Below are 20,002 nucleotides of genomic sequence, written 5' to 3'. Positions count from 1 at the left end.
TCCGCGGCGGCCGCCGTCCCAAGGAGGACCGCCGCCCGATGACGGTCCGCCGCTGGATACGGAAGTACCTCGTCGGGATCATCGCGATCATCGTGTCGGTCGTGGTCTTCATCCTGCCCTTCGTGTTCGTGTTCCTGCAGTCCTCGAAGACCTCGCAGGAAGCCGGACTCGTCGAGTTCAGCCTGCCGACCGAGTGGATGTTCTGGGACAACCTCGTCGAGGTGCTGCAGAAGAACGACTACCAGGTGCTGTGGGCGTTCCTGTGGACCACCGTCATCACGGTCTTCAGCTGCGCCATCATGGTGGTGTTCGCCGCAATGGTCGGCTACGTGCTGCAGCGCAAGCGCAGCCGGTGGAACCCGGTCATCAACTTCATGGTGCTCGCCGCGCTCATCGTGCCGCCGGCCGTCGTGCCCACGATCTGGGTGCTCCAGGGTGTCGGGCTGTTCAAGACGATCCCGGGCATGATCCTGATCGAGGCCACGTTCGGGCTCGCGTTCTGCGTCCTGCTGTTCCGGGCGTTCGTCGCCACGATCCCCAAGGAGCTGGACGAGGCTGCCATCATCGACGGCGCGGGACCCATGCGGCTGTTCTTCGCGGTCGTGCTCCCGCTGCTCAAGCCGGTCATCGTCACCGTGATCGTGGTGCAGGCGGTCTTCGTCTTCAGCGACTTCCAGAACCCGCTGTACTTCCTGCCCGGCAACGACTATCCCACGGTGCAGCTCGGTCTCTACAACTTCCAGAGCCAGACCGTGAGCCAGTTCAACCTGCTGTTCATGTATATCCTGCTGACGACCATTCCGCCGCTGATCATGTACATCTTCTTCAACCGGCAGATCGTCGCGGGCATGACCAGCGGAGCGGTCAAGGGGTGAGGGACGGTGGCTTCACCAGAACTCCGCGGGTACGGTGCCCCGGAGCCAGGCGAGTTCGTTGTCGCGGATGAACGTCGACAGCGCCTCGTCGGGGGTGAGGCCACCACCGACCCACTCGTCGAGGATGCGGATGAGCTCGGCGCCGGATTCGGCGTCGGGGTCGTCCACGACCCGGCTCCAGGCCTCGATGAAGCCCGCGGGCGTGGGCACGGAGCTCACCAGCTTCGAGACGTACTTGGGACCGGGGAGCATCACCCGGTTCGCCGCCAGCGCCGCCCGGGCCGCGGCCAGGGCGAGGTGGAGCCCGGCGTGGCGGCGGAGGAATCCGTCGCCACGCTCGACCGCCTGGCGCAGGAAGTAGCCGCCGTACAGGTGGGCCTGCGCGACGAACGAGCGCACGCGGTCGTCCCACACCTCGTCCGGAAGCTCGACGATGCGGGCGATCGTCTCGTCGAGCCCAGGGAGCACGCCCCAGGCCACCCGCGCACCGAGAAAGGACGCCCGCGTCGGGTCGTCGGCCTTCTCGACGGCCGTGGCCAGATACGACGGGCTCACGAGCTTGATGTCGATGTACGACCCCGGGTAGTCCAGGTCGCGGCGTTCGACCCAGGCGAAGCGCCCCTGCGCGGTCTCGTCCGCGAAGCGCTCCTCGTCGACGACGAGATACACGTCGACGTCGGAGTCCTCGCGTTCCCTGCCCTGGGCGACCGATCCGACGAGGACCACTCCCAGAGCCCCGGGCTGCTCCCGCACCGACTCCACATAGGCGGCCAGCGCCCGCTCCTGATGCTCCATCCGTGCTCCCTCGCGTCGAATCGGCTCTCACGCTATCGACACATCGTCGCCCACGGCGTACGATTCGACGGAAAGCGCTCTCCCACTTGCGGAAAGCACACTAGCCGTTTATCGTTGAAACGATTCATCGCATCGGTGGTGTCGCAGCCGACATCGCCGCCCACCCGAGAGGCGTCCCACCCATGACCAGCGCGACCGCGACGAAGCGCGTCTGCTTCCAGCTCACGGTGCGACCCGAGCTGCTCGACGAGTACATCGCCCGACACACGCCGGTCTGGCCCGAGATGCTGGCCGAGATCGCCGCCTCCGGCCGCCGCAACTACTCGCTCTTCCTCGGCGAAGGCGGGCGCCTGATCGGCTACTACGAGACCGACGACGACGAGGCCGCACAGGCCTACCTCGCCGGTTCCGAGGTCGCCGCGCGCTGGGAGGCCGAGATGGGCCGCTTCTTCGTCGGCCTGGAGGGGCGCCCCGACCAGGCGGCGACGCCCCTCACCGAAGTCTTCAATCTCCACGACCAACTCGCCGCCGCCCGGGCCGCGGCGACCGACACCACCGAAGAAGGCAACGCATCATGACGACGCTGTCACCCGTCATCCAGTCCACGCTCGAAGGCCAGGGCATCGAGCTGCCCAGCTGGGCGTTCGGCAACTCCGGCACCCGGTTCCGCGTGTTCACCACGCCCGGCACCCCGCGCGACCCGTACGAGAAGATCGCGGATGCCGCGCAGGTCAACGCCTACACGAAGCTCGCGCCGAGCGTTGCCCTGCACATCCCGTGGGACAAGGTCGACGACTACTCCGACCTGCGCCGCCACGCGGAGGACCTCGGCGTCGAGCTCGGCACCATCAACTCGAACACCTTCCAGGACGAGGACTACAAGTTCGGGGCGCTCACGCACCACGACGACCGCATCCGCAACAAGGCGATCGACCACCACCTCGAGTGCATCGACATCATGGATGCCACCGGCTCGCGCGACCTCAAGATCTGGCTCGCGGAGGGCTCGAACTACCCGGGGCAGGCCGACATCCGCGCCCGCCAGGACCGCCTGCAGGACTCGCTGCAGAAGATCTACGACCGCGTGTCGGACGAGCAGCGCCTCGTGCTCGAGTACAAGTTCTTCGAGCCGGCGTTCTACCACACCGACGTTCCGGACTGGGGTACGTCCTACGCCCAGGTCGCGTCGCTCGGCGACAAGGCGATGGTCTGCCTCGACACCGGCCACCACGCGCCCGGCACGAACATCGAGTTCATCGTCATGCAGCTGCTGCGCCTCGGAAAGCTCGGCTCGTTCGACTTCAACTCGCGCTTCTACGCCGACGACGACCTCATCGTCGGCGCGGCCGACCCGTTCCAGCTGTTCCGCATCATCTTCGAGGTGGTGCGCGGCGGCGGCCTGAACAACCCCGACGTGGCGTTCATGCTCGACCAGTGCCACAACGTCGAGGACAAGATCCCCGGGCAGATCCGCTCGGTGCTCAACGTCCAGGAGATGACCGCCCGCGCGCTCCTCGTCGACCGCGACGCGCTCGCCGCCGCGCAGCAGGCGAACGACGTGCTCGCCGCGAACGCCGTCTTCATGGACGCGTTCTACACCGACGTGCGTCCGGCGCTCGCCGAATGGCGCGAGTCGCGCGGACTCGCCGCCGACCCGATGGCGGCCTACGCGGCATCCGGCTACCAGCAGAAGATCGCCGCGGACCGCGTCGGCGGCACGCAGGCCGGCTGGGGCGCGTAACAAGCCCACCGGGGGCGTGGGATGCCGATCCCCGCGCCCCCGGTGCACCACCCAATCAGCAGCTCCGCAGTCAGAAACTGCGAACTCGCATGACCCGAACCCGCAGAAAGTGACTGCGGAGCATCGAAGTGAAGGACCGACATGAGCGAGCCCTACTCCGCCGCCGACGGACTCGTGCGCGTCTACCCCGCGCGCGAGCCGAACGGCACCGGACTCGTGTGGGCGCACGGCGGCGCCTTCGCCTTCGGCGACCTCGACATGCCCGAGTCCGACTGGGTGGCGTCTCAGCTCGCCGCGCGGGGCACGACGGTCGTGTCGGTCGACTATCGCCTCGCCCCCGTTCCGGACGGATGGACGACGGATGCTGCGGGCCGGTCCCCCGGCGGACACCACTACCCCGCGGCATCCGACGACGTCCTCACGGCCTGGTCGTGGCTCGCCGAGAATGCCGGCCGCCTGCGCGTCGATCGCGACCGCATCGCCATCGGCGGTACGAGCGCCGGCGGCAACCTCGCCGCGGGTGCGACACTGCGCCTCATCGAACGGCGCGCGGCGCTCCCCGCGCTCGTGCTGCTCGCGTACCCGACCCTGCTGGCCGCGCAGCCGGCGCCCGACGCCGCGCTGCGCGCCGCGCTCGATGCTCAGCCCGAGGCCGACCGCTTCGGCGCCGACCTGGTGCGCGCCATGTACGAGAACTACCTCGGCGGCTCCGTCGAGCGTGCCCCGCTCGGCGCCATCCCCGGCCTCGCGCGCCCCGTCGACCTGGTGCAGTTCCCGCCGACCCTCATCGTCAACGGCGACGTCGACGAGCTCCGCGTCTCGGGCGAGGCGTTCGCCGCATCCCTGCGCGCCGCCGGCCGTCCGATCGATGTCGTGACCGAGCCCGGCACCGAGCACGGCCATCTGAACCGTCCGCACGAGGCCGCAGCATCCGTCACCATCGAGCGCTTCGCGACCCGCCTCGCCGCCCTGACCACCTCGCCGCCCGCCCCGTCGACCCCCTCCTCCCCTGCTCCCCTGTCACAACTTGCCGGCGCGCCCGGCAGATTGTGACAGGTGAGCCGAAGCTCTTCCGCTCACCTGTCCCGAATGGCCGACGCAGACGGCACATCGTGGCAGGCGAACAGACCTCACACCGAAGGAAACTCGAAATGACCAACCCGGCCGTCTCCGACCTCATCTCCCGGTCGAACCGCCTCGGCGCCGACCCGAAGAACACGAACTACGCCGGCGGCAACACGTCGGCGAAGGGCACCGAGACCGACCCGGTCACCGGTGAGCCCGTCGAGCTGCTGTGGGTCAAGGGCTCGGGCGGCGACCTCGGCACGCTCAAGGAGTCGGGCCTCGCGGTGCTGCGCCTGGACCGCTTCCGCTCGCTCGTGAACGTCTACCCGGGTGTGGACCGCGAGGACGAGATGGTCGCCGCGTTCGACTACTGCCTGCACGGCAAGGGCGGCGCCGCCCCCTCGATCGACACGGCCATGCACGGTCTCGTCGACGCGAACCACGTGGACCACCTGCACCCCGACTCGGGCATCGCGATCGCGACTGCCGCGGACGGCGAGGAGCTGACCGCCAAGATCTTCGGCGACACGGTCGTGTGGGTGCCGTGGCGCCGCCCCGGCTTCCAGCTGGGCATGGACATCGCCGCCATCAAGGACAAGAACCCGCAGGCGATCGGCACGATCCTCGGCGGCCACGGCATCACCGCGTGGGGCGACACCTCCGAGGAGGCCGAGCAGAACTCGCTCTGGATCATCGAGACCGCGCAGGCGTACATCGACGCCAACGGCAAGGCCGAGCCTTTCGGCGGCGTGCGTGCCGGCTTCGAGGCTCTCCCCGAGACCGAGCGTCGTGCCAAGGCCGCCGCGCTCGCCGCGACGATCCGCGGCATCGCGTCGACCGACAAGCCGATGGTCGGCCACTTCACCGACGCCGCGGTCGTCACCGACTTCCTCGCCTCGGAGCGCGCGCCCGAGCTCGCCGCGCTCGGCACCAGCTGCCCCGACCACTTCCTGCGCACCAAGGTCAAGCCGCTCATCCTCGACCTGCCCGCCGACGCGTCGGCCGAGGACTCCATCGCGCGCCTGAAGGAGCTGCACGAGGAGTACCGCGCCGACTACCAGGCGTACTACGACGCGCACGCGACGGCCGAGTCCCCCGCGATCCGCGGCGCCGACCCGCTCATCGTCCTGATCCCCGGTGTGGGCATGTTCTCGTACGGTGCGAACAAGCAGACCGCGCGCGTCGCCGGCGAGTTCTACGTCAACGCGATCAACGTCATGCGCGGCGCCGAGGCGCTGTCGACCTACTCGCCCATCTCCGACGCCGAGAAGTTCCGCATCGAGTACTGGGCCCTCGAAGAGGCCAAGCTCCAGCGCATGCCCAAGCCCAAGACCCACCAGGGCCGCATCGCGCTCGTCACGGGCGCAGCATCCGGCATCGGCAAGGCCATCGCCGTCCGCCTCGCCGCCGAGGGCGCGTGCGTGATCGTCGCCGACCTCGACCTCGAGAAGGCGCAGGCCGCCGCGGCCGAGCTCGGAAGCACGGACGTCGCGATCGGCGTGGCCGCGAACGTCGCCGACGCCGACGCGATCCAGGCCGCGTTCGACGCCGCGGTGCTCGCGTTCGGCGGTGTCGACCTCGTCGTCAACAACGCCGGCCTGTCGCTGTCGAAGCCGCTCCTGGAGACCACCGAGAAGGACTGGGACCTGCAGCACGACGTCATGGCCAAGGGCTCGTTCCTGGTCTCGAAGGCCGCCGCGAAGATCCTCATCGAGCAGAAGCTCGGTGGCGACGTCATCTACATCTCGTCGAAGAACTCCGTCTTCGCCGGCCCGAACAACATCGCGTACTCGGCCACCAAGGCCGACCAGGCCCACCAGGTGCGCCTGCTCGCGGTCGAGCTCGGCGAGCACGGCGTCCGCGTCAACGGCATCAACCCCGACGGCGTCGTGCGCGGCTCGGGCATCTTCGCGGCCGGCTGGGGCGCCAACCGCGCCGCGACGTACGGCGTCAAGGAAGAGGACCTCGGCCAGTTCTACGCCAACCGCACGATCCTCAAGCGCGAGGTCGTGCCCGAGAACGTCGCCGACGCGGTGTACGTCCTCACCGGCCCCGAGCTGAGCCGCACCACGGGCCTCCACATCCCCGTCGACTCCGGCGTCGCCGCCGCGTTCCTGCGATGACCGACGCTTCGACGGGCTCAGCGACCGGGGCTGCGGCAGACGCCGCCCCGGTCCGCGGCGGCGTCGTCGCGGCCGTCGATCTCGGCGCGACCAGCGGGCGCGTGATGCTCGGCTACGTGGACGACGGGATGCTGCGGCTCGAGCAGGTCTCGCGGTTCCCGAACGGTCCGGTGCCCGGGGCCGATAACTCCCTGCACTGGGACTTCTCGGCGCTGTACCGCCACATCGTCGACGGCCTCGCCGAGGCGCTGCGCCGTGAGCCCGGCATCGCGAGCATCGGCATCGACTCGTGGGCCGTCGACTACGGCCTGGTCAACGGCGAGGAGCTGCTCGGCGAGCCGTTCCACTATCGCGATGAGCGCACCGCGCGCGGCGTCGAGATGGTGCACGCACGCGTGCCGTTCGACGAGCTCTACCGCCGCAACGGGCTGCAGTTCCTGCCGTTCAACACGCTCTACCAGTACGTCGTCGAGACCGCGCTGCAGGACGCGAGCTCTGCGCTGCTCGTCCCCGATCTCGTCGCGTTCCTGCTGACCGGCGCGCGCGTCGCCGAGCGCACCAACGCGTCGACGACCGGGCTGGTCGACGTGAACACCGGCGCGTGGGACCTCGAACTCGCCGCGAAGCTGGGCATTCCGGCATCCGTGCTTCCCGCGCTCGTCGATCCCGGTGCCCCCCTCGGCACCCTCCACGGCGAGGCGCGCGAGCGCGTGGGCGCGGCCCTGGAAGTGATCGCGGTCGGCTCCCACGACACCGCCTCCGCCGTCGTCGCGGTGCCGCTCAGCACCCCCGACGCCGCGTACATCTCGTGCGGCACGTGGGGCCTGGTCGGCGTGGAGCTCGACGAGCCCGTCGTCAGCGAGGCGGCCCGCGAGGCGAACTTCACGAACGAGGGCGGCGTGGACGGACGCGTGCGCTTCCTCCACAACGTCACCGGCCTCTGGCTGCTGAGCGAGGCCGTGCGCACCTGGGAGGCCGAGGACGGCGCGGCGATCGACCTTCCGGAATTGCTGGATGCCGCGGCATCCGTGTCCGGTGACATCGCACTGTTCGACGCCAACGACCCGCGACTGTCGGCTCCCGGCGACATGCCCGCGCGCATCGCGGCGGTGCTCGGTGAGAGGGGTGCGTCGGTGCCGACGACCCGCGCGGCGTTCGCTCGCACGATCGTCGAGAGCATCGCGCAGGCGTTCGCGGACGCGCTCGCGACGGCGGCCCGGCTCTCGGGCCGGAACATCGACGTGATCCACATCGTCGGCGGCGGCGCGCTCAACCGGCTGCTGTGCCAGGCGACCGCCGACCGCTCGGGCCTTCCCGTACTCGCCGGCCCGGTCGAGGCGACCGCGCTCGGCAACGTGCTCGTGCAGGCGCGCGCGCACGGCTGGTTCGGCCCCGACGCTTCGCTCGAGGACCTGCGGCGCGTGGTGGCGGCATCCGTGTCTCCCGAGCGGTACGAGCCCCGCTCGTGACCGGCTACGGGGCAGCGTTCGACTGGGCGCGACGGCATGTGGAGGCGGGGCGCCTGCCCAGCGCGGTGCTGGGCGTCGCGACCGCCGACGGGGTCGTGGCGCTCGACGCGTTCGGCGCGACGGGCGGACGGGCCGCACAGGTCGAGGATCCGTACTGGCTGTTCTCGATCACCAAGGTGCTCACCGGCCTCACTGCCGCACGCGCGATCGAGCGGGGCCTGCTCACCACCGAGACCCTGCTCAGCGCGGCGCTTCCCGCGTTCGGAGCCGGCCGCGACGACGTCGTGCGCCTGCGCCACCTCGCGAGCCACACCTCCGGTATCCGCGAACCCACGCTCGACCCCGCCGAGGGGCTGCGCGCCGCGCTGCTCGCGCCGGGCCGCGACTTCGCCGCCGGCACCGCCTCGCGGTACTCGACGGTGGCCTTCGACGGCATCGCCGAGCTCGTGCGCCACGCCACCGGACGGACATGGGATGCCGACGTCACGGAGTGGGCTGCCGCGCTCGGCGCGACCGGGTTCACGCTCGACCCGGCCGTCGAGCCGCACACGGTGGTCGACGCAGAGCGTCTGGGCCTGGACATGCGCGGATTCGCGAGCCACCGCAACCCCGGCGCAGGCATGATCGGCACGGCGGGCGATCTCCTGGCGCTCGGCTCGGCGCTGCTGCGCATCGGGCAGGGCGAGGCCGGCGGCGTCGTGCAGCCGGCGACCCTCGCGATGATGCGCCGCCCGCTCACCGGAGACATCCCGCGCCTCGAGCCGTATCCCGCCGAGCGCGGGCAGGACTGGGGCTTCACGTGGAACCTGCGCACGCGCGCCCTGGGCCTCATCGACCGCGATGTGTACGGCCACGGCGGATGGGCAGGCACCGAGTTCTGGGTGCATCCGAGCGCGGGCGTCGCCTTCGTGCTGCTCACCAACCAGGCCGAGCGGCCGGGCGTCGATCTCGACGAGCTCGACAACGCGGTGGTCGCGGCGCGCTGATCCCTCTCAGCTCGAAGGAGCGCGCGTGGAGGTGCGCACCTTCAGCTCGATCTCGAAGATCTCGTGCATCGCTTCCGTGCGCCCGGCGATGCGCTCCAGCAGCATCTCGACGGCACGCGCGCCCATCGCTTCACCGGGCTGGTGCACGGTCGTGAGCCCGAGCGCGGGGTGAGAGGCCATGGGGACGTCGTCGTACCCGACCACGGCGAGCGGCACCCCCGCCTCCTTCGCGGCGCGCATCGCACCGAAGGCGAGTTCGTCGTGGGCCGCGAACACGGCGGTGGCCGTCGTCCCGTCCGCGAGCATGCGGCGAACGACGTCCGAGGACGGACCCTCGCCCTCGTCGGTGCGCCAGACCGCGGCGTGCGCGCCGAGCCCGGCGGCCGCCATGGCCGCCTCGTACTCGCGCAGGCGCACGCCGTGCGGGAACGGCTCGAAGGCGCCGGATTCGTGCAGGGTGAGGTGCGCGATCCGGCGGTGGCCGAGGTCGAGCAGGTGCCGCATCGCCGCACGGGCCCCCGCGGCGTCGTCGCCCGCGACCACGTCATACCGGTCGGAGGTGTCGTGACGCCCGAACATGACGACGGGGACGGAACCGGAGATCCGTTCCAGCCCCGCTTCGTCGACGCGCGGCGACACCGCGATGACGCCGTCCACCTGACGGTCCACCAGCGCCTCGAGCGCCCGCAGGCCCTCGCGCGACCCGGCTTCGGCCGGGGCGATGATGAGCTGGTACGGCGTTCCTTCGAGGGCGCTCGTGGCACCGCGTGCGATCCGCGCGAAGAAGTGGTTGGCCAGATCCGGAAGCTCGATGCCGAGCGTGTACGTGCGTCCGCGCATCGCCCGTGCCGCGATCCGCGGACGGTAGTTCAGCTCGGTCATCGCGGCCGTCACCCGCTCGCGCATCCCGTCGCTCACACCGTAGGCGTTGCGCAGCACCTTCGACACGGCGGCACGAGAGACGCCGGCCGTCCGCGCGACGTCCTCGATCGTCGCGTGGCGCGGTGAGGGGGCATCCGTCATTCTTCTCCTCGTCGGTGCAGACCTGCAGGGCAAACGTACCCCGGCGCGCCCGGGAAAGCGTCGTCCGCCCCGTGGCTGCGCCACGGGGCGGACAGATGGTCCGGGGGCGACCCAGGGAGTGCCGCCCCCGGGGTCTCAGCGCAGGTCCTTGCGGTTCACCTGGACGACCTCGCTGACGTTCCCGCTGTGGTCGGTGACGCGGAACGAGACGGTGCTCTTCGCGTCGACCTGCAGCGGACCCGTGTACGGAGCCCATGCCGAGGCATCCTGCTTGTTCTTCTGGGTCGAGTACTCGATCAGCGCGACGCCGCTCAGCTCGTCGGCCGCGGCGACCACGACCTTCTGGCTGCCGTTGACCGTGATCGAGGTGATCTTCGGCGCGACACGGTCGACGAACACGTCCTGCGTGAGCGGCAGGTCGCGTGACGACGACCCGACGGCGAAGGTGTACTCGCCGTCCAGGACGGTCCACTTGTCGGCGTCCACATCCCAGATGGAGAAGGGCTGGTTGCTCGCCGTCGAGTCGACGACGACCTCGACCCGGGTGCTCGCACCCGCCGCGAGCTCGACGCGGTCGAAGCCCACGAGTCGCTTGCCGGGCTCCTCGGCCGCGTCGGGCAGCGTCAGGTAGACCTGCGGGATCTCCGCGCCGGCGCGGGCGCCGGTGTTGGTCACCGTGAACGACACCTTCGACAGCACGTCGCCGGTCGCCGGATCGTCCGCGTGGTCGACCGCCAGGTCGCTGTACGCGAAGGACGTGTACGACAGGCCGTGCCCGAAGTCGAACAGCGGATCGATGCCCTGCGCGTCGTACCACTTGTAGCCGACCTGGAGACCCTCGGTGTAGTTCACCTGGCGCGCCTCCGTCGACCCTGCGGGCCGGGTCGTCGATCCGTTGGAGAAGATGCCGGGGTAGCGCGCCGGGTCGCTTCCGGTCGGCGTGTCAGCCACCGACTTCGGGAAGGTCATCGGCAGCTTGCCCGACGGGTTGACGTCACCCCAGAGAAGAGCGGCTAGCGCGGGGCCCATCTGCTCACCGGCGAACCAGTTGCTGAACACCGCGTCGACGTCGTCGATCCACGGCATCTCGACCGCGGTTCCACTGTTCAGAACCACCACGGTGTCGTCGTTCGCCGCAGCGACAGCCTGCACGAGCGCGTCACCGTTCGAGTCGAGGCGGAGGTCTGCCGTGTCGGCGAACTCACCCGTGCGGATGTAGCCGAACACGATGGCGACGTCAGCTTGGGCAGCGGTCGCGGCGACCGAGGCGAGGTCGGAGCCGTTGTTGTAGACGACGCTTCCGCCCGCGGCCTGAACCCGCTCGGTGATCGCGGTGAGCGGGTCGACGACATTGGCGCAGTTGAGCACGCCACCTGCGCCGAAGCCGCCGGCCGAGCACGCCTGCGCGGAGCTGATGCCGCCCGTCGGCGTCTTCGAGGCGGTCGGGCCGACGACCGCGACCGTCAGCGGTCCGTCGTCGAGGGGCAGGATGCCGTCGTCGTTCTTCAGCAGCACGGCACTCTCCTCGGCGAGCTCGCGCGCCAGCGCGCGGGACTCGTCCGTCGCGGTGACGGGCGTCGAGGTCGCGGGGAGCGGGTGGTCGAACAGCCCCTCCTTGATGTAGGTGCGCACGACTCGGAATGCGGCCTCGTCGATGCGCTGCTGGGTGATCTCCCCCGCCGCCAGGGCAGCGTCCAGACGAACCGGCGTGAACCAGATCGGCCGGTTGAGCTCCTGGTCGAGGCCGGCCATGAGCGACGGACCCGTCGAGTGGACCGAGCCGAAGTCGCTCATGACGTAGCCGTCGAAGCCCATCTTGTCGCGCAGGCTCGTCGTGAGGGTGTCGTTCTCGCACGACCAGATGCCGTTGATCTGGTTGTACGAGCACATCAGGCTGTCGGGGTCGCTCTCCTTGATCGCGATCTCGTACGGCAGGTCGTACACCTGCCGGAACGTGCGCTCGTCGATGTTGGACGAGCTGTTGTTGCGGTCGAGCTCCTGCTCGTTCGCGACGTAGTGCTTGAGGTTGGCGATGACCGGCTTGTCGGGGCTGCTGCCGTCCTCGATGCCGCGGACGTTCGCGGCACCCATGAGGCCGGAGAGCAGCGCGTCCTCGCCGAAGTACTCCGCGTTGCGGCCGGAGAGCGGGGTGCGGCCGCTCGCGACACCCGGGCCGAGGATGACGTTGCTGCGGTTGTCGAACGCCTCGTCGGCGTGGATCGCGCCCTTCTGCTCTCCCAGCTCGAGGTTCCAGGAGGCCGCGACGGCGATGGGCCCCGGCCATGCGGTCGTGCCCGCCTTGCCGTGCGCACCCTCGGCGCCGTTCGAGTAGATGACGGTGGGTGTGCAGTCCACCTGCACGGGGTAGACGACGCCGCCCGACCAGGTCGTCTGCTGCGGGCTGTTCGCGGGCTGCTCCACGAGCCAGCGGTACTTCTGGTGCTGCGAGCTGGCGGCGAGCAGGGCCTCAGCCCGCTGGTCGGCCGACTTCGAGGTGTCCATCCAGGGGACGGTGGCGCAGTCGGCGGCCGCAGCGGGTGCCGCGAACGCGACAGTTCCGCCCGCGGCGATCAATGCGGCGCCCAGCAGGAGCGCCGTCGTACGCCGGCGCGCGCGCGGATTTCGCGTGAGGTTGGTGGATTGAGGCGACATCATCGTGCTTTTCCTCTCCCTTGAGGTCGATCCGTAGATCGCTCTACGTTTTGTAGACCGCTCTACGGTGACACGTTTCATCATCGAACGTCAAGGAAACTTTCAGCAGATTCCGAAGTTGCGTCGTGACCTCGTCGAGCCCCGGGCGGCAGCATCCGTCCCGCGCTGGCGTGACCGCTCGAGGCGCTGGATCCGGACAACCCTCCCGCCTGAGGGCGAGGGCACCTGGATCGAGGCGATATCGCTAGATAAGCTAGCGATATGATCTCGAGTTCGCGACGCCGCTGGGCGGGGCTGGTGTTCATCAGCGTCGCCGTGGCGCTCATCATCGTCGACTCCACCATCGTCAACGTCGCGATCCCGGCGATCGTCGACGACCTGGGCATCACGTCCAGCGAGGTGCAGTGGGTGCAGGAGGCGTACACCCTCGTCTTCGCGTCGCTGCTGCTCGTCTTCGGCGCCCTCGCCGACCGATGGGGACGACGACGGATGCTGCTCATCGGCGTGGTCATCTTCACTCTCGCCTCCGTCGGGGCCGCGCTCGCGACGACGGGCGGACTCCTCATCGGCGCGCGCTTCATCCAGGGCATCGGCGGCGCCATGATGCTCCCCACGACGCTGTCGCTGCTCAACGCGACGTTCCGGGGGCGCGAGCGCGCCGTCGCCTTCGCAGTCTGGGGCTCGACGATCGGCGGTATGGCCGCGGTCGGCCCGCTGCTCGGCGGCTGGCTGACGACCGAGTTCTCCTGGCACTGGGCGTTCCTCATCAACGTGCCGCTCGGGATCGCCATCGTGGTCGGGGTGCTGCTCACCGTGGACGAATCGCGCGGCGATGCCGTGTCGATCGACCTCTTCGGCGCGCTGTTGTCGGTGATCACCGTCGGAGCCCTCGTCTTCGGGCTGATCGAAGGACGAACGTACGGCTGGCTCATTGCCGAGAAGGATGTGACGATCGGCGGATGGACCTGGCCGTGGGACGTCTCACCCGTCGCCGTGGCCTTCGCCATCGCGGCCCTGGGCGTCGTGTCGTTCATCTGGTGGGGGTTCCATCGCCGCCGGGCCGGCAAGCCGACAGTGATCGCGTTCGGGCTCTTCCGCATCCCGTCTTTCCGCAACGGCAACATCGCCGCGATGGTGGTCTCGCTCGGCGAATTCGGCCTGATCCTCGCCCTCCCGCTCTGGCTGCAGTTCGTGCTCGGGTTCGAAGCCGTCCAGACGGGCCTGATCCTCCTCGCCCTCGCGATCGGCTCCTTCGCCGCGAGCGGACTGGCGGGGGCTCTGAGCGGACGCGTGGCACCGGTGTGGATCGTGCGCGTCGGCATCGTGGCCGAGATCATCGGCATCGCAGCGGTCGGCATCGTCATCGCCCCGGACGCCTCCTGGGTGCCGCTGATCCCCGCACTCTTCGTGTACGGATTCGGCGTCGGGCTCGCGACTGCGCAGCTCACCGGCGTGGTGCTCGCCGACGTGCCGACCGCCGAGGGCGGTCAGGCATCGGGAACCCAGTCGACGGCGCGCCAGCTCGGTGCGGCGCTCGGCATCGCCATCCTCGGCACGATCCTCTTCTCCACGACCTCCGCGGTGCTCACGGCGAAGCTCGACGACCGCGGGATCCCCGCCGAACAGCGCGACCAGGTCGTCTCCGCCGTGGTCGACAGCGCCGGCGGCGCGATCGCAGGCCTCGCCGGATCGCCTCAGACCGAGCAGCTCGCCGACGACGCGAAGGCGGCGTTCTCGGAAGGCACGAAGTACGCCAGCTTCGCCGCCGCGGGCTTCCTCGCGGTGGGCCTGCTGGCCACGCTCTCGCTCGGGGGCGGCAGGCCGCGCGACGAGGAGCGCGTCGAGGTCGAAGCCGCCGAACCGGCCTGAGCTGCAGCATCCGTCGCCCGAATCTCGGAGAACCAGCGGAAATCGGATGCCTCGGCACGAGGCATCCGATTCGCCCCAGATCTCCGATCCTTGCGGGGGTGACGCCGTGGGCTACGCCTCCCGCGTGATCGTCACCTTGACGTGCAGGTTGCTCTTGAACGGGCCGGCGTACACGCCGCGCAGCGGCGGCACGTCGCCGTAGTCGCGGCCGCGGCCGACGAGCACGTGGCGGTCGCCGATCTCGATGTTGTTCGTGGGGTCGAAGCCCTGCCACTCCCCCGCGAACCACTCGATCCACGCGTGAGACTCGCCCGTGACCGCGACGCCGACCTCGGCCGACGGCCGCGGGTGCAGGTAGCCCGACACGTAGCGCGCAGGGATGCCGACCTCGCGCAGCGCGCCGAGTGCGATGTGGGCCATGTCCTGGCAGACGCCCTTGCGCGCCTCCCACGCCTCGGCCGCGGTCGAGTGCACGCCGGTGATGCCGTGCATGTACTCGACGGCGTCGCCGATGGCGACGGCGATCGCGTGCGCGGCGCGGCCGGGGTGGTCGTGCTGCGCGGCGATCGACCGTGCGAGCTCGGCGACCTCCTCGTGCGGCCGGGTGCGCCGGGTCTGCGTCATCTGCTCGACGGTCTCGAGCGAGCGGGCTGCCTCGCGGGCGAGCCCCTCCCACGTCACGTCGATGTGCTCGAGCGGCCGCGGACGCACCTCGACCAGCGAACGCGCGGTGATCGTGAGCGACGAGTGGGGCGACAGCACGTCGAACGCCGCGACCCGTGTGCCGAAGTAGTCGACGTACTGGTTCACCGAGGTCGAGGGCTCGATGTCGAGCGACGAGTTGAGCACGAACTGGCTGTCGGTGGAACCCGGCAGCATGCGCGCCTCGTTGTACGACGCGGTCACGTCGCCCTGATAGCTGAAGCCGGTCTGGTGCTCGATCCGGAGGCGCTTCATGAGATCTCTCCGATCCAGCTGGGCTCGGCCTGCGTCGGGAAGAACCGGCCGCGGATGGCTTCGGATGCCTCGCGCGTGACCGTCTGCACGCGGTCCATGTGCGTCGGCAGCTCGCCGAGGATCTCGGAGATCGGCCGGTACTCGAGGTCGTTGCGGATCTGGCCGAGCGCCCGCAGCACGGTGTTGGAGTGGCCCACGCGATCGGCGCGGGGATCGATGGCGCTCATGCACTCCTCGGCGCGCTGGATCGAGTAGATGATCGAGCGCGGGAAGAGGCGGTCCAGCAACAGGAATTCAGCGGCGTTGCGCGCGCTGGGCATGCCCCGGTACGTGCGCAGGTACGCCTCGTAGGCGCCGCACGAGCGCAGGATGGTCGTCCACGACGGACCGGATGCCTCGGTCAGCGAGCGCGTGGCCAGCAGGCGCGCGGTCATGTCGGTGCGCTCGATGCTGCGCCCGAGGGTGAAGAACTGCCACGCCTCGTCACGGCTCGTCGACGAGTCCACGATGCCGACGGCGAGCGCCGCCCGCTCGCGCACCCACTGGAAGAACTCGTGGACGCGGTCGTTCTGCAGGCGCCGGGGCATGCGCGCGTTCGTCGTGTTGAGGGTCTCCCACAGCTCCGTCGACACGATCTCGCGGGCGCGGCGGGCATTCTCGCGCGCGGCGGTGAGCGCGTACGCGATGCTCGACGGGTTCATCCGGTCGACGGCGAGGCGCGAGAGCACGTCCTCGCGGCGCACCTGGTCGACGCCCTCGGGTGGCAGCGAGCCCATGACGCTGAGGAGCGACCGGCACGCGGTGTCCTCGTCGATCCACGGGTCCTCGAGGAGGAGCTGCAGGTGCACGTCGAGGATGCGGGCGGTGCCGTCGCTGCGCTCGATGTAGCGCCCGATCCAGAACAGACTTTCGGCGATGCGGCTCAGCATGACGCGCCTCCCCCCGTCGGTCCCTGAGCTTGTCGAAGGGCCGCTTCGACAGGCTCGGCGACCGCACGGGCCTGCTGCTGCTGCTCCTGCTGCTCGACCCGCGAGCGCGGGCGGTCCTGCGGCGAGTGCGTCGGCTCGGTCTGGGGGTCGTAGATGATCGGGATCGCCTCGGTCACGGTCGCGGCCTGGTCGGCGACGAGCTCCGGCACGCCTCGGCCCAGGCCGTACTCGACCTGACCCGGGGCGGAGCCGCCGACGATCCAGGTGTCCTTGGAGCCGCCGCCCTGCGACGAGTTCACCACGAGCTGTCCCTCGGGCAGCGCCACGCGTGTCAGGCCGCCCGGGAGCACCCAGACGTCCTCGCCGTCGTTGACCGCGAAGGGGCGGAGGTCGGCGTGACGCGGACGCATCCCGTCTTCCACGAGCGTGGGGATCGTCGACAGCATGACCACGGGCTGCGCGATCCAGCCCCGCGGATCGGCGAGCAGGTTCTTGCGGAGCTTCTCGAGCTCGGCGGGCGAGGCATCCGGTCCGACGACCAGGCCCTTGCCGCCGGAGCCGTCGACCGGCTTCACGACGAGCTCGTCGAGGCGGTCGAGCACCTCCTCGAGCGCATTCGGGTCTTCGAGGCGCCACGTGTCGACGTTCTTGAGGATGGGCTCCTCCGCCAGGTAGTAGCGGATGAGGTCGGGCACGTACGTGTACAGCAGCTTGTCGTCGGCGACGCCGTTGCCCACTGCATTGGCGATCGTCACGTTGCCGAGGCGCGCGGCGAGCATGAGCCCCGGGGCCCCGAGCATCGAGTCGGCGCGGAACTGCAGCGGGTCGAGGTAGTCGTCGTCGACCCGGCGGTAGATGACGTCGACACGCTTGGGCCCGCGGGTCGTGCGCATGAACACCTTGCCGCCGATGCACAGCAGGTCACGGCCCTCGACGAGCTCGACGCCCATGAGGCGGGCCAGCAGCGTGTGCTCGAAGTAGGCGGAGTTGTAGACACCCGGGGTGAGCACGACGACGTTCGGGTCCTCGATGCCCGCGGGGGCGGAGGCGCGCAGCGCCGCGAGCAGCTTGTTGGGGTAGTCGCCGACGGGGCGCACCCGCATCGACACGAACAGCTCGGGCAGCGTCTGCGCCATGACCCGGCGGTTCGAGATGACGTAGCTGACGCCCGAGGGCACGCGCACGTTGTCTTCGAGCACGCGCATCTCGCCGTGCTCGTCGCGGATCAGGTCGATGCCCGACACCTGGATGCGCACGCCGTTGGCGGAGTGGATGCCGGCGGCCTGACGGTAGAAGTACTGCGAACTCGCGATGAGTCCGGCGGGCAGCACCTCGTCGCGCACGCAGAACTGGTGCCCGTACGCGTCGTCGAGGAACGCCTCGAGCGCGCGCACGCGCTGCTTGACGCCGGCCTCGATGCGCGACCACTCGTCGTACGTGATCACGCGCGGCACGGCGTCGAGCGGGAACGGCCGTTCCTCGCCCGCGAAGTCGAATGTCACGCCCTGCGCGAGGTACGAGCTCGCGAGGGAATCGGTGCGGCCGCGCAGCTCCTCCTGGGTCATCTGCGCGAGCGCCTGGTAGAGCTCTCGATAGGCCTCGCGCGACTCGGCCGGCGCACCCGGGTGGGCCGGGCTCCCGAACATCTCGTCGTACGCGGGTACCCCCGAGGGCGTCTTGCGCGGCGCGAGCGTGGAGCCGTAGCCGTCGAACAGATCACCCATGCGAAGAGCCTAATGCGGCCTTCGTTGCGCTCGTGTTTCCGAGCCGTTCTCCTGGTCCGCACAGGGCGGATCGGACGTATGCTCCCGCTATGACTCGTCAGGCGGGTGCCGCGACGCGCGTCGCCGCGAAGGCCTCGGCGCTCTCCGGTGCCGGAGCGGGCGTGGCGTCAGTCGTGCTCGGTGCCGGCATGGGCGAACTGATCGCGGCGATCGTCGCACCGTCGGCGAGCCCGTTCGCCGTCATCGGCGGGACGCTCATCGACCTCGCGCCGCCGTGGGCGAAGGATGCCGCGATCACGCTGTTCGGCACGGCCGACAAGCTCGCGCTGCTGATCGGCATCGCCGTGGTACTGCTCGTCCTGGCGGCACTCGTGGGCGTGCTGGAGCTGCGGCGGCCGTGGTACGGCGTCGTCGTATTCGCCGCGCTCGGCGCGGGTGCCGCACTGCTGGCGATGCTGCGGCCCGAACCGGTGGCGCTGGCCTGGCTGCCCTCCCTGGCGGCGGGCTTCATCGCGGCCGCCGCGCTCGCCGCGCTGACCCAGCTCGCGAGGGCGAGGACTGTCTCCTCACCCATCCGCCAGGACGCCCGCGCGTCACACGACGCCGAGCCCGCCGTGGCGGACGGACCGGGGCCCATGGCGCCGGATGCGCCGACGCCCCGCGCGGAACCGGCCAGGGGTCCGCGCATGCCGGTCAGCACGACCCGCCGCCGGTTCCTGGCCTGGACGGGTGCCGCGGCGGCCGCAGGCGTCCTCGCGGCCATCGCGGGGACCGCGCTGCAGGCGGGCGCGCGCACCGTCACCGCCGTGCGTCAGGCGCTGCGCCTTCCCGCGCCCGCGGTCACGGCGCCCGCAGTGCCCGCCGGCGCGCAGCTGGATCTCACCGGCATGACGCCGGTCGTGACACCGAACGCGAGCTTCTATCGCATCGACACCGCACTCGTCGTGCCGCAGGTGGATCCGAGCGATTGGAGCCTGCGCATCCACGGGCTCGTGGAGAAGGAGGTCGAGATCGGGTGGGACGAGCTGCTCGCCCTCCCGCTCGAGGAGAGCTGGACGACCCTCGCATGCGTCTCCAACCCCGTCGGCGGAGACCTCATCGGCAACGCCAAGTGGCTCGGATACCCGATCCGACTGCTGCTCGAGAGGGCGCGGCCGACCGCCGAGGCCGACATGGTGCTGTCGCGGTCGATCGACGGCTTCACCGCGAGCACCCCGCTGGAGGTGCTGCAGGAGGAGACGCGCGCCGCGATCCTCGCCGTCGGCATGAACGGCGAGCCGCTCCCGGCGGAGCACGGCTTCCCGGTGCGCATGGTCGTCCCGGGGCTCTACGGCTACGTCTCGGCGACCAAGTGGGTGACAGAGCTCGAGGTGACGCGGTTCGACAAGGCCACCGCGTACTGGACGACACGCGGGTGGTCGGCGAAAGGACCGATCAAGCTGCAGTCGCGCATCGACCTGCCGCGCCGCGGCCAGGGTCTGAGCGCGGGCGAGACGACGATCGCGGGCGTCGCCTGGCAGCAGCACGTCGGCATCGCGAAGGTCGAGGTGCAGGTCGACGGCGGCCCGTGGCGCGAGGCGGCGCTCGCCTCGGCGATCTCGGACGACACGTGGGTGCAGTGGTCGATCCCGTGGGCCGCCGAGCGCGGCGCTCACGAGATCCGCTGCCGCGCGACGAGCACCGCGGGCGAGCTTCAGACCGAGACCGACGCGTGGCCGGCGCCCGACGGCGCGACAGGGTGGCAGCAGCTCAACATCGACGTGGCCTGAGCGTCCCGCGGAGCCGGACCTCCCG

15 protein-coding genes are annotated in these 20,002 nt (G+C 70.4%); 9 read left to right on the top strand and 6 right to left on the bottom strand.

All coding sequences use genetic code 11. The features are described from left to right. Nucleotides 1-38: 38 nt before the first annotated feature. Nucleotides 39-875 (top strand): carbohydrate ABC transporter permease, encoded by an 837-nt coding sequence (locus ACFC1K_RS04790; RefSeq protein WP_375871151.1) that lies wholly within the window; start codon nucleotides 39-41, stop codon nucleotides 873-875. 12 nt (nucleotides 876-887) lie between these two features. On the opposite strand, the gene ACFC1K_RS04785 is transcribed toward ACFC1K_RS04790, so the two are convergent. Continuing rightward, nucleotides 888-1,670, bottom strand: a complete 783-nt coding sequence (locus ACFC1K_RS04785) for a nucleotidyltransferase domain-containing protein (RefSeq protein WP_375870663.1) — start codon at nucleotides 1,668-1,670, stop codon at nucleotides 888-890. Between the two features lie 182 nt (nucleotides 1,671-1,852). Between ACFC1K_RS04785 and ACFC1K_RS04780 the strand changes: the two genes are divergently transcribed. The 6 genes from ACFC1K_RS04780 (at nucleotide 1,853) to ACFC1K_RS04755 (ending at nucleotide 9,054) form a co-directional block, all read left to right on the top strand. Next, nucleotides 1,853-2,248, top strand: coding sequence for an L-rhamnose mutarotase (locus ACFC1K_RS04780; protein WP_375870662.1), 396 nt, complete (start codon nucleotides 1,853-1,855; stop codon nucleotides 2,246-2,248). Beyond that, a complete protein-coding gene (rhaI, locus tag ACFC1K_RS04775) occupies nucleotides 2,245-3,411 on the top strand; it encodes an L-rhamnose isomerase (protein ID WP_375870661.1) in 1,167 nt (388 codons plus the stop codon). The genes ACFC1K_RS04780 and rhaI overlap by 4 nt, the downstream gene beginning before the upstream one ends. A gap of 141 nt (nucleotides 3,412-3,552) precedes the next feature. Continuing rightward, nucleotides 3,553-4,464 carry an alpha/beta hydrolase fold domain-containing protein gene (locus tag ACFC1K_RS04770; protein WP_375870660.1) on the top strand — a complete coding sequence of 304 codons (912 nt, stop codon included), beginning with the start codon at nucleotides 3,553-3,555 and terminating at the stop codon, nucleotides 4,462-4,464. A 98-nt stretch (nucleotides 4,465-4,562) separates the two neighbouring features. Then, entirely contained in the window at nucleotides 4,563-6,599 is a 2,037-nt protein-coding gene (locus ACFC1K_RS04765; protein WP_375870659.1) for a bifunctional aldolase/short-chain dehydrogenase, read from the top strand. Next, complete coding sequence (locus tag ACFC1K_RS04760) at nucleotides 6,596-8,068, top strand: rhamnulokinase family protein (protein ID WP_375870658.1); 1,473 nt, start codon at nucleotides 6,596-6,598, stop codon at nucleotides 8,066-8,068. The genes ACFC1K_RS04765 and ACFC1K_RS04760 overlap by 4 nt, the downstream gene beginning before the upstream one ends. Further along, the gene (locus ACFC1K_RS04755) at nucleotides 8,065-9,054 is read left to right on the top strand and encodes a serine hydrolase domain-containing protein (RefSeq protein WP_375870657.1); all 990 of its coding nucleotides are present in this window, start codon (nucleotides 8,065-8,067) and stop codon (nucleotides 9,052-9,054) included. The genes ACFC1K_RS04760 and ACFC1K_RS04755 overlap by 4 nt, the downstream gene beginning before the upstream one ends. A 6-nt stretch (nucleotides 9,055-9,060) precedes the next feature. On the opposite strand, the gene ACFC1K_RS04750 is transcribed toward ACFC1K_RS04755, so the two are convergent. Together ACFC1K_RS04750 and ACFC1K_RS04745 are read right to left on the bottom strand one after the other, a co-directional pair. Further along, nucleotides 9,061-10,077 carry a LacI family DNA-binding transcriptional regulator gene (locus ACFC1K_RS04750; RefSeq protein ID WP_310286053.1) on the bottom strand — a complete coding sequence of 339 codons (1,017 nt, stop codon included), beginning with the start codon at nucleotides 10,075-10,077 and terminating at the stop codon, nucleotides 9,061-9,063. A gap of 135 nt (nucleotides 10,078-10,212) precedes the next feature. Next, the gene (locus ACFC1K_RS04745; RefSeq protein WP_375870656.1) at nucleotides 10,213-12,732 is read right to left on the bottom strand and encodes a glycoside hydrolase family 3 C-terminal domain-containing protein; all 2,520 of its coding nucleotides are present in this window, start codon (nucleotides 12,730-12,732) and stop codon (nucleotides 10,213-10,215) included. 258 nt (nucleotides 12,733-12,990) lie between these two features. Between ACFC1K_RS04745 and ACFC1K_RS04740 the strand changes: the two genes are divergently transcribed. After that, on the top strand, nucleotides 12,991-14,598 hold the full coding sequence (locus ACFC1K_RS04740) for an MFS transporter (RefSeq protein ID WP_375870655.1): 1,608 nt from the start codon (nucleotides 12,991-12,993) through the stop codon (nucleotides 14,596-14,598). A 111-nt stretch (nucleotides 14,599-14,709) separates the two neighbouring features. On the opposite strand, the gene ACFC1K_RS04735 is transcribed toward ACFC1K_RS04740, so the two are convergent. Genes ACFC1K_RS04735 through ACFC1K_RS04725 form a run of 3 tightly spaced genes read right to left on the bottom strand, consistent with a single transcriptional unit; the run spans nucleotide 14,710 to nucleotide 18,208 of the window. Then, nucleotides 14,710-15,555: a transglutaminase N-terminal domain-containing protein gene (locus ACFC1K_RS04735; protein WP_375870654.1), complete on the bottom strand. Its 846-nt coding sequence runs from the start codon at nucleotides 15,553-15,555 to the stop codon at nucleotides 14,710-14,712. Beyond that, the gene (locus ACFC1K_RS04730; protein WP_310286061.1) at nucleotides 15,552-16,484 is read right to left on the bottom strand and encodes an alpha-E domain-containing protein; all 933 of its coding nucleotides are present in this window, start codon (nucleotides 16,482-16,484) and stop codon (nucleotides 15,552-15,554) included. Before ACFC1K_RS04730 ends, ACFC1K_RS04735 begins: the two co-directional genes overlap by 4 nt. Continuing rightward, entirely contained in the window at nucleotides 16,478-18,208 is a 1,731-nt protein-coding gene (locus tag ACFC1K_RS04725) for a circularly permuted type 2 ATP-grasp protein (RefSeq protein WP_375870653.1), read from the bottom strand. Before ACFC1K_RS04725 ends, ACFC1K_RS04730 begins: the two co-directional genes overlap by 7 nt. A gap of 89 nt (nucleotides 18,209-18,297) precedes the next feature. Between ACFC1K_RS04725 and ACFC1K_RS04720 the strand changes: the two genes are divergently transcribed. Further along, complete coding sequence (locus ACFC1K_RS04720; RefSeq protein ID WP_375870652.1) at nucleotides 18,298-19,977, top strand: molybdopterin-dependent oxidoreductase; 1,680 nt, start codon at nucleotides 18,298-18,300, stop codon at nucleotides 19,975-19,977. The last annotated feature ends 25 nt before the right edge of the window (nucleotides 19,978-20,002 follow it).

Origin of the sequence: Microbacterium sp. NPDC056057 (assembly GCF_042266945.1) — a bacterium.
Taxonomy (GTDB): domain Bacteria; phylum Actinomycetota; class Actinomycetes; order Actinomycetales; family Microbacteriaceae; genus Microbacterium; species Microbacterium trichothecenolyticum_C.
The sequence above is the reverse complement of the archived record's forward strand: the minus strand, read 5'-3'. Positions and strand labels throughout refer to the sequence as shown.